The following is a 14,953-nucleotide window of genomic DNA, read 5'->3' on the forward strand; positions in this document are numbered from 1 at the left end:
CCAGAAGGAACCTAGAGTGAAACCTACTAATCTTGCATTTTTAACCACAAGCGCGTTTTTGTCGATGTGCTTTACAACGTCGGCTTTGGCAGATGTTGATTACCATATTGATATTAACCAACCCATACACCATTTAGCGCAAGTTAGCGTTTCTTTTCCTAAAACCGAATCTGCACAATTAATTGTCAATTTACCTGTGTGGCGCACAGGCCGTTATCAAGTATTGCCAGTCGCTGATGGGGTAAGGTTATTTGAAGCTACCGACAGCAAGGGTAAGGTATTACCTTGGCAGCGTACAGCAAGCGGTGAGTGGACCATTAGCTTAGCTCAGCCTACAGCGGTAAACGTGAGCTATCAGTTACACGCCAATGAATTAGGCGACCGTTTGCGCCATATCGATGAAAGCCATGCTTATTTAGATGCCAGTGGCGTATTTATGTATAGCCCTGAGTTTCGTCAGCAACCAATAACGGTTGATATGAAAGTGCCTAAGGGCTGGAAGAGCTTTTCGGGCATGGATAAAGGCCGTAGTTCACATTCATTCAAAGCCGCTAATTATGATGTGCTCGCTGACTCACCGATTGAAACGGGCATTAACCAGTCATTTAGTTTTGCCGCTGATGGTCGTGAATATGAGGTAGTCTTTTGGGGCGAGGGCAATTACGACACTGAGCAAATTGTGACAGATTTACGTAAAATCAGTGGCCAGGCGTCAATGATTTGGGATGATTACCCGTTTGAGCGTTATGTGTATATGGTGCATGCCACAAGCGGAGCCCGTGGTGCTACCGAACATCTTAATTCTACTGTGATTCAGTTGCCGCGCTTTAATTTTCGTGAACGTGAAGATTATTTGCGTTTTATTAGCACGGCATCTCACGAGTTTATTCACACTTGGAATGTGAAATCATATCGTCCGCAAGGTTTGGTACCTTATGATTATCAGTCCGAAAATATGACTGATTTACTTTGGGTTGCTGAAGGTTCAACCAGTTATTTTCAAAATCAACTGTTACTGCGGGCTGGTGTGATAACCGCAAAAGAGTTTTTTGACGATTTAAGTTTGCGAATTGTACTCAATGAGCATAACCCGGGTCGTGACACTCAATCTGTTGCAGAGGCGAGTTTAGGCCAGTGGAGCAGCACTTGGGGAGATTATGCAATTAATCACAGCGTGAATATCTATTCTGAGGGCTATCTTGCCTCCATGGCGTTGGATTTCAGTGTCATCCAGGACAGTGAGTTAGCGCATTCATATCGCGATGTGCATAAAGCGTTATACCAGCATTTTAAAATCCCTATGGGTTATAACGTCGCAGACGTGCAAAATATTCTCACCACGTTAACGGGTAAAGATTATCAACCATGGTGGCAGAAGTTTGTTAACCAACCGTTTAGCTTAGAGTTTGATACGTTATTAGCCCAAGCCGGTTTAGTGACAACCTATGGCGATAAGCCAAAAACTCAAGTTAATACCGGCATTGGCTTATCTGGTCTGCACGGCGATTTGATTTTAGCCACAGTGGCCAAAAACAGCCCAGCGTGGAAAGCAGGCTTGACTGCGGGTGATGAGTTGCTCGCGGTTAACGGCTTAAAGGTGACTGCCGACGCGTTTGCTAAACGATTTGATGACTTTAAACCGGGTGATAAGGTTAAATTAACGGTATTTAGTAACGATCGTTTAAAAGAGGTCAGCATGGTTTTAGGTGAGCAACCTAAAGGCGAGTTAAGCATACAAGCACTAGAATCTGTTACCGCAGAGCAAAAAGCATTCTTTAAAGCATGGCTTGGCATTGACTGGCCATTTGATGCAGACGGTGAATGGATTAAGACTGACGACGAGGCATAGCCCTTATTGTTAACAACAAAAAGCCCTGAAATATCAGGGCTTTTTTCGCAATTAAGCTGGTGGCGCGGTTTCAGTAAAAAACGGTTCTCGCTCGATTGCCGCTAAAAACAGTTTCATTCTAGGATAACGGTCGATATTAATCTGTTGACGGAATACCGCCCAACTTAAAAAGCACGCTAGTCTAATCTGAACATCATCAAAAGGGCCATGAAGTGGCCATTTATGTTGTTCTAATTCAGTGAGAATTGACTCAACTCGCTGTGCTTGTCTGAGCGTATAATCAAAACGTTCAATATCGACACCGTCTCTCGCCAAAAAAAACAAATTAATGGTGCTGTCGAGTGCGGTATTGATCATGCAATATTGATCAAACTGGGTGGCACTTTCAATAAATGGTGTCGCAGATTTATTGCGAATGTAACGTAATATGGCACTCGAATCGGTGAGTGTTAACTCGCCATCTTGTAAAAACGGAACGCGCTTTGTGGGCGACAATGTCGCACTCGCCGCTTGATCAGTTTCAATAAATTCGTAATCAAGTGTCGTCTCTAACAGTGCAATTCGACAATGACGAACAAAAGGCGAGGTAAAACTGCCGTAAAGTTTCATATTATGTCCTTAGTATTATACGCTTTGCTCGAGTGGGCCGAAGGCTTGATTAAGCGCATTGATAAAGGCGACTAATTCACTGCCCATTAAGGCAAAGTCAGCATCAAGACGTGCTATTGGATCTTCTGTGCCGACTTCATCATTACCTGCTCTAAACTCTTCTGAAAACTTAATGCGTTTTACGCTCGCATCAGATTGCATTAAAAATGCAATAGATTGACCAAAATGTAGTGCTAATTTATGAACCTGTTTGCCCGTTGCAATATGAGCCAGTACTTCATCTTCTTGCAGTACCTGTTGTTTAAAGCGAACAATTCCACCTTCATCAGAATCAGACTTCAATTCAGCTTCATCTTGCATCTCAAAAGGAGCAGGCGCTTCGCCAGCTTGCAGCCACTGCGTTAGCGTTGCTTCAATTGGCGTTGCAAAACTTAATGGGATCACCGGTAAACTGCCAACCGCTTTACGTAATAATGCCAGTAACTCTTCTGCTTTCGTGGCGCTTGAGCTATCCACTAAAATCATTTCTAGTTCAGGCATGATCAATGCGTGAGTTTGGCTACGGCGTGAAAATGCACGGGGTAATAAGGTCGTGGTGATCTCGTCTTTTATGGTGTCTTTTTCTTTTTTAGTGACTTTACGGTTTTCTTGATCTTCTATTTCAGCCACTTTTTCATCTAGCGCTTCTTTAATCACCTGACCGGGTAGGATCTTTTCTTCTTTGGTTACACAGATCAAATGACGGTTTTCTGCACTATGGACTAATGCATTGCCTTTTTTACCCAATGCATTTGAAAATCCAAACTTACTGATGTCTTGGCTAGAGCAAGGAGAGAAGGTGAAATCGGCTAGGGCCGTTTCTAATGTTTCGGTATCAGTCGTAAACGGTTTGTTGAAACGATACAAGGTGAGATTTTTAAACCACATAGAATGCTCTCATTAATTAACAGGAAAAATTCAGATACCGCAGTTTACGGGATAGATGCAAAGCGGTAAACCTACAAAAAAATGCCCTTTGTACGATAGCGAATAGAGTTGGAATGATAATTCATCAAATTGTCACATTTCTCTTATCGGCCTTGAAACCACTGTTGTAGCTATGTTTGAGGATTTGCTAGTGGGTTTAACCCCGCGAATATCAGCAATTAATGAACCAGTGAAATATTTTTGAAACATTCACAAGGCAGAATTCCGCTCGTTCCGATACAACTAACCCAGAATAACCATGACGAAATATGCGTCAAAAGGATGAAATGATGAACGTTTTTTGTAAAACTCTATTAGCTTCTGCAATGGCCGCCTCTGTAGTTTCAAGTGCATATGCAGCAGACCCTCTAACAGTGTATGGCAAATTAAATGTTACAGCACAGTCAAATGATGTTGCAGACGAAACTGAAACAACTATTCAAAGTAATGCATCACGTTTTGGTGTAACCGGTGATTTTGAGTTAAGCAATTCATTAGAAGCTTTCTACACAATCGAATACGAAGTCAACACGGGTGATGACGACAAAGAAAACTTTTTAGCTCGCAACCAGTTTGTCGGCTTAAAAGGTAACTTTGGTGCGGTATCTGTAGGTCGTAACGACACAATTCTGAAAGTCTCTCAAGGTAAAGTGGATCAGTTCAATGACCTTTCTGGCGATGTGAAAACCTTATTTAAAGGTGAAAACCGCATGGCTCAAACGGCCACTTACTACACGCCAATGTTTGGTGATTTCCAAGCGGGTGTGACTTATGTCGCTTCTGGCGACTCAGACCAAGTGGTCGGTGATAACACTACCGGCGAAGATGGCGTGAGCATGGCATTGATGTATGGCGACTCTGGTTTAAAGACGTCTGCTATTTATGCGGCAATAGCATATGATTCAAAAGTAAAAGGTTATGACACTGCACGCGCTACTGTACAAGGTAAAGTGGCTGGTGTGGTGATTGGTGGTATGTACCAGCAACAAGAAGCCATAGACAGTGATGTTACCGATAATGGTTTCTTACTGAGCGCGGCGTATGACATTAATGATGTGACGCTTAAAGCGCAATTTGCTGATATGGAAAATAAAGGTGATTCATGGTCTGTTGGTGCAGATTATAAATTAGGTAAGCCGACTAAACTATTTGCTTTTTATACCGACAATTCGTTTGATTCAAACGATCAAGATGACAGCTATGTGGGTGTCGGTATTGAACATAAGTTCTAAGCTAAATTGCATATAATAAAAAAGGGCTTCGGCCCTTTTTTCGTTACTGTGTGTTAACCGCAATTAAGTTTTTATGACAAAAAACGGTTTTTAATGGCAATATCGACATCAGGGTCATGAAAGTGTAACAAAAGTGTCCAATAATACCCTTGTGGCAAATTAATGTAGAAACCCAATATGACAGCTAGGATATTAATAGTAGAAGATGAATCAGCAATTCGTGAGATGCTGACATTTGTGATGGATCAACATGGTTTTACGACGGCTGCAGCTGAAGATTTCGATTCAGCAATTGAGTTGCTTCAAGAGCCTTATCCAGATTTAATTTTGTTGGATTGGATGTTCCCTGGTGGCAGCGGTATTCAATTAGCAAAACGCTTAAAGCAAGATGAATTTACGCGCCAAATCCCCATTATTATGCTGACCGCTCGCGGTGAAGAGGAAGATAAAGTCAAAGGCCTAGAAGTGGGTGCAGATGACTATATTACCAAACCTTTTTCGCCTAAAGAGTTGGTTGCCAGAATAAAAGCCGTATTACGTAGAAGTGCGCCAACGCGTTTAGAAGAAACCATAGACGTGCAAGGGCTGCAGCTTGACCCTGTGAGTCATCGAGTTACGGTCGGTGACGATGTGCTTGATATGGGACCAACAGAGTTTAGGTTGTTGCATTTCTTCATGACACATCCTGAGCGAGTTTACAGCCGTGAACAATTGCTCGATAACGTCTGGGGAACCAACGTGTATGTAGAAGACCGTACTGTTGATGTACACATTCGCCGACTGCGTAAAGCTGTAGAGCAAGGTGGACATGACAAGTTGATTCAAACAGTTCGTGGTGCTGGTTATCGTTTTTCAACCAGAATGTAATGCGTATGCAGCAAATGAAGCTCTGTGATATTCAACAGTGCTTCTTTGTTTACTGCCTAGCCACAATGGCCTATTTAGGCTATCTTGTGGTTCCTCGTTAATCCTAATAATCAGTAACGACACTAAAAAATTGAAAGTGTTGGCTGCGTTACTTTAGCCATTAGGTTACCTATGCTTAACTCGTATTCTGGATTTCGATTATTTTCTCGTTTAGCCCTGCTACTGATACTGTTTATCTGTGTTGGTGCTTTTGTTGATCAGATAGCGTTGGTCACATTATTGGGGACCATAGGTTTGCTCGTCTGGCATTATCGGCAAATTACCCGACTTAACTTTTGGTTATGGAAAGATAAAAAATTAACCCCGCCCCAAGGGCAAGGAAGTTGGGAAGGGGTATTTAATGGTATATATCGACTTCAAGGTAAAAATCGTCGTCGCGTTGGGCAATTAGCAACATTACTTGCTCGTTTTCGTCAAGGCGCAGAAGCACTACCTGATGCCACTGTCGTGCTCGATGCAGAGCATAATATTTTGTGGTGTAACAAACTTGCGCAATTAGTCTTAGGCTTTGTCTGGCCGCAAGACAGTGGCCAGCGAATTGATAACCTTATACGTCATCCTGATTTCTCCGCCTATCTTAGAAAAGCCGAATTCAAAGAACCACTTGAAATACCTTCGCCAGTGTCTGATAAACGTTTACTTGAAATCCGTTTAATGAGTTATGGTGATAGGCAGTTGCTGCTGATGGCTCGCGATATCACCCGTATTCACCAACTTGAAGGTATGCGTAAAGACTTTGTTGCTAACGTGTCGCATGAGCTAAAAACGCCGCTTACGGTTTTGCAAGGCTATTTAGAGATAATGCAAGGAATGGAAGAGGATAATTCTCCAAACCAAAAGCCATTATCGCTGATGCAACAACAAACCTCTCGCATGCAATCGATGGTTGAACAGCTATTAGCCTTGTCGCGGATTGAAGATGCTACCGACATCGACTTGTCAAAAACGGTCAACATGAAAGTGATGATGGACGTGCTTCGAGAAGAAGCCAAAGCGCTTGCTGGCGACGAATATACCTTAGAGTTTCATTGCGAGGCAGGATTAAACACCCACGGTAATGAAATCCAACTTCGCAGCGCCTGTTCAAATCTTATCTCCAACGCGATTCGTTATACCGCGCCGGGAGGCATTATCTCTGTCACCTGGAGAAGTGTTGCAACTGGGGGATTATTTTCGGTAAAAGACACGGGTGAGGGCATCGCTCCACAGCATATTAATCGCTTAACTGAGCGCTTTTATCGCGTTGATAATGCACGCTCAAGTAAAACCGGTGGAACAGGTTTAGGACTCGCCATCGCAAAGCATGCATTGAGCCATCACCACAGTGAGCTTAATGTCACCAGCGAATACGGCAAAGGCAGTACATTTAGCTTTATTATTCCGACGCACTTATTAGAAAGACACTAAATAATCGCGTTACCTCAAATCTAAAAAGTAGCATTTATGTTGCTTTTTTTATTGTCGAAAAATGGACATATCATTGTCATAAAACCACATTGCAGGTAACGAAATCAGCTTAATGGATAGCATTAAGGCGGTGCGATTAACCATGAGTGGCTTAGCAGACGTGATTGGTCGCAGTTTAAGTTATTGATATACATAAACAGTTGGTAGGGTTTGACAAATAAAACAGTTTTAAGACGGATGTCATATAACTGTCACATCAAAGTCATAGACTTGTCATCAATGAGGTCGATACTGACTACGTTTTAAAAACCTAGTACGCTTAATTCTGGAGCAATACAATGAAACTGAACAAACTTGTCGGCGCAATTACCCTTACAGCCGCTGGTGTATTCTCAGCAGCATCTATGGCTGCTATTGACCCAACGTTACCTGTATATGAAAAAACGAGTGGCGTATCTGGTAACTTGTCTTCTGTCGGTTCTGATACTTTAGCGAATATGATGACGTTATGGGCTGAAGAGTTCAAACATATTTATCCAAACGTAAATATCCAAATTCAAGCTGCTGGTTCTTCTACTGCGCCACCAGCACTGACTGAAGGGACTTCACAGTTCGGCCCAATGAGCCGTAAGATGAAGCCTAATGAAGTTGAAGCTTTTGAAAAGCATTATGGTTATCAACCAACAGCGGTACGTGTAGCCATTGACGCCTTAGCGGTATTCGTACATAAAGATAACCCAATCACGGGATTAAGCATTGAGCAAATCGACAGTATTTTTTCGTCAACACACAAGTGTGGCGGTAAAGAGATTAATCGTTGGGGTGATGCCGGTTTAGAAGGTAATTGGAGCGCGAAAGACGTTCAGCTTTATGGTCGTAACTCAGTGTCTGGTACTTATGGTTACTTCAAAGAAAAAGCCTTATGTAAAGGCGATTTCCGTCCAAACGTGAACGAGCAACCGGGTTCTGCTTCTGTAGTACAGTCTGTATCACAGTCGCTAAATGCAATTGGTTATTCAGGTATTGGTTATAAAACGGCGGGCGTTAAAGCCGTGGCAATATCAAAGAAAGGCGATAAGTTTATCGAAGCGACAGCTGCCAATGCTGCCAACGGTACTTACCCATTATCACGTTACTTATATGTTTATGTGAACAAGCATCCAAATAAAGACCTTTCGCCAATGGATCGTGAATTCTTACGCTTTGTATTGTCTAAGCAAGGTCAGCAAATTGTTGAGAAAGATGGCTATGTTCCAGTGCCAACGGCAGTAGTGACTAAAGATTTAGAAAAAGTGGGTATCAAGCTTTAATCGCTTAACCCTCCAAGACTAAAAGGCCTCATTTGAGGCCTTTTTTGTTTTTATGAATCTGAAAAACTCAAAAAAATGACAAAAAAAAGCAACCTGACTAAGAGGTTGCTGCTATTGCTAAGGGCAATACTGTTGATAGCGTAAAACGACTATCTAATTAGGAGAATGATGATGAACAAAAAAACGCTACTAGCTACAAAAAATAAGTAATGCAAATTCGGTTCATATAATCAGACTGGGTTATTTCAATTTAGTTCCGCATTTTTTTAAAAAAGATTATTTATTTTTGAGCTGAAGTTATAAAAATTAAATATGCTACCTGAGTAATCTGACTATTTACTTAAAATGCTATGATATTGTCATGATCTAAAATGATAACGAAAGCGCAGAGGTTTATGTGACAACAGTGTTGAAAAGTACCGAAACAACCTTCGATGTAAACAAGGATTACCATTCAAGTGCGAATACTGATGCTTTATGCGTGCATCATCTTGATATTGCGCTCAACGTGGATTTTGTTGCGCAGCAACTAAGCGGAACTGTAACGTTATTTTTTAATCGTAAACTGGCTCAATCGGTACTGATCATTGATGGTCGTGATTTATTGATTGATATGGTCACCGACTTAAATGGCCAGCCATTAACCTATGAATGTGAAGACGTTAATCCGATTTTAGGACAGCGATGGTTGATTGATGTCGGTTTACTGATCACACAAGTGGTTGTGCATTATCATACCTCTCCTAAGGCGCAAGGGCTGCAATGGCTCAATGCAGAACAAACCTTAGGCAAGCAGTTACCTTATTTGTTTAGTCAGTCACAACCTATCAATGCACGCAGCTGGCTGCCTTTACAAGATAGCCCTAAAGCGAGAGTGACGTTTAATGCCACAGTCAAAGTCCCTTTAGGGCTTCGCGCGGTAATGAGCGCTAATAATAATCCCGTCATGCCAGAAGATGGCATATTTACCTTTAGCATGGATAAGCCCATTCCCACTCATTTATTAGCCATAGCCGTAGGCGACTTAGCGTTTAAAGCTACAGGTCCTCGAAGTGGTATTTATACCGAACCAGGCATGCTTGAGGCTGCGGCGAATGAATTTGAAGATACTGAGTCGATGATTCAGGTGGCAGAATCGTTGCTTGGACCTTATGCATGGGGGCGCTACGACATGATAGTGCTGCCGCCAAGCTTTCCCTTTGGTGGTATGGAAAACCCGATGCTGGCATTTATGACCCCCACATTGATTGCTGGCGATAAAAGTTTAGTTTCAACGGTTGCGCATGAATTAGCTCATTCTTGGACTGGCAATTTAGTCAGTAATGCGACATGGCGTGATTTATGGCTCAACGAAGGTTTTACCACTTATTTTACCAATCGAATTGTTGAAGCCGTGTATGGCACCGAGCAAGCCCAATTAGAGTGGGTCATTGAGTTTGGTCGCTTACAAGAAGAAATTCAATCAATGCCTTTAGTCGATCAAACATTGCCAGCCAATGTGCAATATCGCGATCCTAATTTGGCATTTAATCGTTTTACTTATGACAAAGCATCGATGTTTGTGCATGAACTTGAATCTCGATTAGGCCGTGCCGCGTTTGATGCGTTTTTACTTCAGTACGTTAATCATTTTGCTTTTAGTGCCATTACGACAGAAAACTTCGTTGACTATGCGAAACAAACCATACTCGTTGATCATGACGATAAGTTATCTGTAGATGAATTAAACGAGTGGGTTTATGGACAGGGATTACCTGCTTGGTTTGAGGAGCCGACATCTACGAGCTTTGACAAGGTTGACTTCGCGATAGCGCAATTCATTAGCGGCACTGCTGCAAGTGATTTGTGCGTAACACAATGGCGTGTTCATCACTGGCAATATTTTTTAAGTAAATTACCGTTAATGGTTAGCCAGGCGATGCTATTGGATTTAGATGAGGTATTTAAATTTACCGGGCATCACAATGCTGAAATCGCCTGTGATTGGTATCGGGTCGCGATTCGCAATCTATTTGATCCAGTATTGCCCGCATTAACGGAGTATTTGTGCCAAATAGGCAGAGGTAAATTTGTGAGACCGTTATTCATTGAACTCCAGATTGCGGGTTATCACCAAGAGCTTAATGATATTTATGCCAGAGCTCGCCTTGGCTATCACCCTTCATTACAAGTGCAATTAGATACCCTACTGCAGGTTGAACCTTCTCACGAAAAGACATAAAAAAATGGCAGCCTATTGGCTGCCAAAATAAATCTTTGCGGGTTGTCATTAACAGTGCGCTAGCGTGTTAATACTGCCCAATGGGGATGATGATGAACAATAAACATTAAAACCTGTAGCAATAACTCAATCCTAACCGAGGCTGAGGTGAGTAGGATAAACCACTTTGCCGTGTTTGATTTAACCCCGGGGGAGAAGGCTAAATCCTGACACTGCAACTCACATCAACCACATCTTATTCGTTACATATAATCAGACTGGGCGTTATTAAAAAAGTTCACAGAGATAATGAAATTTTTTAAATTTATTTTACAGGCATTATTTAGCGCCACTTTAATCAATGAAAGCTAACATCTGGAAAGAAATAGCAGGCAAAAAAATGGCAACCAATAAGGTTGCCTAAGTCGTTCTTTGTGGGGTGTCACTAACGATGCGCTAGCGTGTTAATGCTCCCCAAATAGGGATGATGATGAACAATGAACATAAATCTGTAGCAGTAACTCAATCCTAACTGAGGCTGAGGTGAGTAGGGTAAACCACTTTGCTGTGTTTGATTTAACGCCGGGGGAGAAGGCTAAATCCTGACACTGCAACTCACATCAACTACATCTTATTCGTTACATATAATCAGACTGGACGTTATTAAAAAAGTTCACAGAAATAATCAAATTGTTTAAATTTATTTTATAGGCATTATTTAGCACCACTTTAATCAAATGAAAGCTAACATCTGGAAAGAAATAGCAGGCAAAAAAATGGCAACCAATAAGGTTGCCTAAGTCGTTCTTTGTGAGGTGTCATTAACGGTGCGCTAGCGTGTTAATACTCCCCAAATAGGGATGATGATGAACAATGAACATAAATCTGTAGCAGTAACTCAATCCTAACTGAGGCTGAGGTGAGTAGGGTAAACCACTTTGCTGTGTTTGATTTAACGCCGGGGGAGAAGGCTAAATCCTGACACTGCAACTCACATCAACTACATCTTATTCGTTACATATAATCAGACTGGGTGTTATTAAAAAAGTTCACAGAAATAATGAAATTGTTTAAATTTATTTTACAGGCATTATTTAGCACCACTTTAATCCAATGAAAGCTAACATCTGGAAAGAAATAGCAGGCAAAAAAATGGCAACCAATAAGGTTGCCTAAGTCGTTCTTTGCGGGGTGTCATTAACGGTGCGCTAGCGTGTTAATGCTCCCCAAATAGGGATGATGATGATGAACAATGAACATAAATCTGTTGTGGCAAGTCAGTTCAAAGCGTTGATATTCACTTTGGTACAAACCAGAAAAGTTGGAGGTGGACATTTTCTCGTTTGCGCTCTACTTGCTACTTATATTCAGACTGAGCGAACGATACAAAGTTCATTAAATTTTGCATTTTTACTAAATATTTAATTTTTTCCAATTAAAATAAAAACTTAGTTTGATATGGTCAACGGTTTTTGATCCTGTGGCAAGATAGACTCCAGTGTCAGGATCGTTGTCGGTAATACTTAGACGAAGTAAACCTGTAAAGTATAAGTACAGCCTCATTTTCACTGATTGGTAGTACGGTGAGACAGTTTCCTGTGAATAGGCGAGGCAAATGATGTGGCTTATTTTACTCAATTTATTTTATAAAGTGAGTTTTATTGCCCTTGGCAAGCTCGTCGAACGTCAGACATAAAAAAAGGCAATCAACTGATTGCCTATCGATCGATTTTTCGATCAAGGGGACCGCGCTAGAAGTCCCAGGGAGATGATGAACAATAGATGAAAAAAATAAATCTAACTGTTACTTATTTTGAGTAGCAAAGAGATAAAAAGTTCAAAAATGATTGTATATTTTACGCTAAAAAAAACGATATTTTTGATACTTGATAATAATCATATGTTTAGATGAATATTTATTTGTCCATTATTGTGCTTTCTTACAATGTAAACAATATTGGCGATATCATGCTCAATGGTTAAGTGCTCAGTAGTTAAGTGCACAGTGGTTAAGTGCTCAATGGTTAAGTGTTCAGTGGTTAAGAGTTCAGTGTTTAAGCTAAAAGCTTTTCAATGACTTCTTTTAGCTCTTCAGGTTTGGTCGTAGGCGCATAACGGTTAACGACATTGCCATTTTTATCCACTAAAAATTTAGTAAAATTCCATTTGATAGACTCGCTACCAAGCAAACCTTTTGCTGACTTTTTAAGCTGTTGATACAGTGGATGAGCGTTAGCGCCATTGACTTCAACTTTGCTGAACAATGGGAATGACACTCCAAAGTTAAGTTCGCAGAACTGGCTTATTTCTTCTTCATTACCTTGTTCTTGCTTGCCAAACTGGTTGCATGGAAAACCTAAAATCACTAAACCTTTATCTTTATATTCTTGATTTAATGCTTCAAGTGATTGGTATTGTGGAGTAAACCCACATTTGCTCGCGGTATTAACGATCAGTAATACTTTATCTTTAAAGGTCTCCATGACGATATCATTGCCTTTAATGTCTTTTACGGTGATAGGGTAAATAGTGCTGCTCATCAGGGAACTCCAAATTGTCAAAAATTAACTATAATATATAGCCTATTCGTTAGCAATTAAATTGCGCGCAATCCAATATATCTATTTGCTTATCAATGACAATTTCAATATAGTTTGCGCTTATTTAACAAGTAGAATTAGGGGCGTGCTTATGAGTGATTTAAAGAACGAACTTAACTCTGAAGATGAAATCGAAACGAGCTCATCCCCTCAGGCTGATGTTAGCCAAGTCGTGCTTCAATTAACCGAAGCCGAAGGGGACGAGCAAGCCGAAGTGTTCAGTGAAATCTTGATTGATGCTGAACCCGGTACCATTGCATTATTACTCGAATCGTTACCGCTTGATGAACGTTATGAACGTTGGCAGCAAGTTGACGTAGAAGAACGTGTCGATGTCCTTAACTTAATGCGTGCAGATCCTCGTTTAGGCATTTTAAAGAAAATGCCAGATGAGGAGCTTGATTTACTCTTTTCGCAATTAAGTCCTGAAGATCTCATTGAATGGAGTGACTCGCTTCCCGACAACATCACTGATCGTGCATTGGCACAGATGGGTGAGCGTCAGCGTAAGCATTATGAGCTTTATAACCAATATACTGAAAATGAAATTGGTCGTTATGCCGATCACCAAATGTTGGCATTAAGTCCTGCATCAACGGTTGCCCAAGGTCAGCGTTTTTTTAGACGTATCGACTTAGACTGTAATGATCATTTATTTTTAGTTGATGTGAACGATAAATATCTTGGTACAGTTCGTCGCTACGATGTATTCAAAACGGTGGATACCGATACCACACTGCAATCGTTGAAGTGGGACGATAGTCGTGTAATTTCTGCTGATTCATCGTTAATTGAGGCAGCTGAAGCGATTGAGCACAGTCGTGAACTTGAACTGCCAGTGGTCGATGAAGACGGTATATTGATTGGTCGTATGACCTTGCGAACCGCAACGGCTTTAGTGCGTGAGCATTATGAAGCGCAGTTAATGGCAACGGCAGGTATGGATGAACATGACGATTTGTTCGCACCGATTTTTGTTGGTGCTAAACGCCGTGCTGTATGGCTAGGAATTAACTTACTGACTGCATTTTTAGCTTCTGCCACCATTGGAATGTTTGAAAATGTATTATCCCAGGTGGTTGCGTTAGCAGTATTAATGCCAATTGTCGCCTCTATGGGCGGTATTGCAGGAAGCCAATCATTAACACTGATGATCCGTGGTATGGCAATGGGACAGATAACAGCCGGTAACGTCATGTCGTTAATGAAAAACGAACTCGGTATTGGCGCGCTAAACGGTACTTTATGGGCCATTGTCATCGGGATCATTGCTGGCTGGTGGTTCGATGATAATGTCATGGGGATTGTTATCGCCTGTGCGATTTTGATCAACATGGCGGTTGCGGCCATCGCGGGAGTCATGGTCCCCATGATTCTGCAGCGCTTTAACCAAGATGCGGCATTATCGGGGTCTGTTATTTTAACGACAGTGACCGATGTGGTTGGATTTTTTACCTTTTTAGGTTTAGCTTCAATACTGTACCTGTAAAAAGGAAAATTACCGTATCAATATCGCTCAACGTTAATCGTATTATGAAGATGGTCTTGAATATTCAAGGCCATTTTTTTGCAACAAAAAAGCAAGTTGCAGGCAACTTGCTTTTTAAACTTGATGAGAAAATCCTGTTAAACTACTTCCACTTAGCAGGTGCGAACTCCATTTCAGCATTATCGTCAAAGTAACGACGTTTGGTATCACGACGACGTTGTTTTACCTTTTTCGATTTCGGTTTTCCCTTGATGTTATCGCCCCATGGCGCATCATCTTCATCAAATTCAAATGAGTGTGACATTTTCAACATTCCAGATAACTGTACCGCTGTTGGTACAGCCCCTTTTTACCTAAAGTTAAT

General features: G+C 41.3%; 11 protein-coding genes. 7 read left to right on the forward strand and 4 right to left on the reverse strand.

The genetic code is table 11. The features are described from left to right. Window positions 1-16 precede the first annotated feature (16 nt). Entirely contained in the window at window positions 17-1,849 is a 1,833-nt protein-coding gene (locus tag AC19MX_RS14445; RefSeq protein ID WP_498298982.1) for a M61 family metallopeptidase, read from the forward strand. Window positions 1,850-1,900: 51 nt separating this feature from the next. On the opposite strand, the gene AC19MX_RS14450 is transcribed toward AC19MX_RS14445, so the two are convergent. Continuing rightward, a complete protein-coding gene (locus AC19MX_RS14450; protein WP_432401639.1) occupies window positions 1,901-2,458 on the reverse strand; it encodes a glutathione S-transferase family protein in 558 nt (185 codons plus the stop codon). A 15-nt stretch (window positions 2,459-2,473) separates the two neighbouring features. Continuing rightward, the gene (gene rdgC, locus AC19MX_RS14455; protein WP_432401641.1) at window positions 2,474-3,385 is read right to left on the reverse strand and encodes a recombination-associated protein RdgC; all 912 of its coding nucleotides are present in this window, start codon (window positions 3,383-3,385) and stop codon (window positions 2,474-2,476) included. Window positions 3,386-3,711: 326 nt separating this feature from the next. Here rdgC and AC19MX_RS14460 point away from each other — a divergent pair, with 326 nt between their 5' ends. The 5 genes from AC19MX_RS14460 to AC19MX_RS14480 all read left to right on the forward strand — a co-directional run bounded on the left by AC19MX_RS14460 (window position 3,712) and on the right by AC19MX_RS14480 (window position 10,521). Then, window positions 3,712-4,656, forward strand: coding sequence for a porin (locus AC19MX_RS14460; RefSeq protein ID WP_498298984.1), 945 nt, complete (start codon window positions 3,712-3,714; stop codon window positions 4,654-4,656). Between the two features lie 177 nt (window positions 4,657-4,833). Continuing rightward, on the forward strand, window positions 4,834-5,523 hold the full coding sequence (phoB, locus tag AC19MX_RS14465) for a phosphate regulon transcriptional regulator PhoB (protein WP_432401645.1): 690 nt from the start codon (window positions 4,834-4,836) through the stop codon (window positions 5,521-5,523). Between the two features lie 171 nt (window positions 5,524-5,694). Next, window positions 5,695-6,990: a phosphate regulon sensor histidine kinase PhoR gene (gene phoR, locus AC19MX_RS14470; protein ID WP_432401647.1), complete on the forward strand. Its 1,296-nt coding sequence runs from the start codon at window positions 5,695-5,697 to the stop codon at window positions 6,988-6,990. Between the two features lie 338 nt (window positions 6,991-7,328). Beyond that, complete coding sequence (locus AC19MX_RS14475) at window positions 7,329-8,300, forward strand: PstS family phosphate ABC transporter substrate-binding protein (protein WP_432401649.1); 972 nt, start codon at window positions 7,329-7,331, stop codon at window positions 8,298-8,300. 397 nt (window positions 8,301-8,697) lie between these two features. Then, the gene (locus AC19MX_RS14480; protein ID WP_498298986.1) at window positions 8,698-10,521 is read left to right on the forward strand and encodes a M1 family metallopeptidase; all 1,824 of its coding nucleotides are present in this window, start codon (window positions 8,698-8,700) and stop codon (window positions 10,519-10,521) included. Window positions 10,522-12,554: 2,033 nt separating this feature from the next. Here AC19MX_RS14480 and AC19MX_RS14485 read toward each other — a convergent pair. Continuing rightward, complete coding sequence (locus AC19MX_RS14485) at window positions 12,555-13,040, reverse strand: glutathione peroxidase (protein WP_432401654.1); 486 nt, start codon at window positions 13,038-13,040, stop codon at window positions 12,555-12,557. A gap of 151 nt (window positions 13,041-13,191) precedes the next feature. On the opposite strand from AC19MX_RS14485, the gene AC19MX_RS14490 reads away from it, so the two are divergent. Further along, window positions 13,192-14,589, forward strand: coding sequence for a magnesium transporter (locus AC19MX_RS14490; RefSeq protein ID WP_432401657.1), 1,398 nt, complete (start codon window positions 13,192-13,194; stop codon window positions 14,587-14,589). Between the two features lie 142 nt (window positions 14,590-14,731). Here the strand turns inward: AC19MX_RS14490 and AC19MX_RS14495 are convergent, their stop codons facing one another. Beyond that, window positions 14,732-14,893, reverse strand: coding sequence for a hypothetical protein (locus tag AC19MX_RS14495; RefSeq protein WP_041413129.1), 162 nt, complete (start codon window positions 14,891-14,893; stop codon window positions 14,732-14,734). Window positions 14,894-14,953 lie beyond the last annotated feature (60 nt).

This window comes from Shewanella sp. MF05956 (genome assembly GCF_059758055.1).

Excerpts from the sequence above, each read along its gene's own strand:
- AC19MX_RS14485 (WP_432401654.1), bottom strand. The coding sequence starts at position 13,040 with ATGAGCAGCACTATTTACCCTATCACCGTAAAAGACATTAAAGGCAAT.
- rdgC (WP_432401641.1), bottom strand. The coding sequence starts at position 3,385 with ATGTGGTTTAAAAATCTCACCTTGTATCGTTTCAACAAACCGTTTACG.
- AC19MX_RS14475 (WP_432401649.1), top strand. The coding sequence starts at position 7,329 with ATGAAACTGAACAAACTTGTCGGCGCAATTACCCTTACAGCCGCTGGT.
- AC19MX_RS14490 (WP_432401657.1), top strand. The coding sequence starts at position 13,192 with ATGAGTGATTTAAAGAACGAACTTAACTCTGAAGATGAAATCGAAACG.
- phoR (WP_432401647.1), top strand. The coding sequence starts at position 5,695 with ATGCTTAACTCGTATTCTGGATTTCGATTATTTTCTCGTTTAGCCCTG.
- AC19MX_RS14450 (WP_432401639.1), bottom strand. The coding sequence starts at position 2,458 with ATGAAACTTTACGGCAGTTTTACCTCGCCTTTTGTTCGTCATTGTCGA.
- AC19MX_RS14495 (WP_041413129.1), bottom strand. The coding sequence starts at position 14,893 with ATGTCACACTCATTTGAATTTGATGAAGATGATGCGCCATGGGGCGAT.
- AC19MX_RS14460 (WP_498298984.1), top strand. The coding sequence starts at position 3,712 with ATGATGAACGTTTTTTGTAAAACTCTATTAGCTTCTGCAATGGCCGCC.
- phoB (WP_432401645.1), top strand. The coding sequence starts at position 4,834 with ATGACAGCTAGGATATTAATAGTAGAAGATGAATCAGCAATTCGTGAG.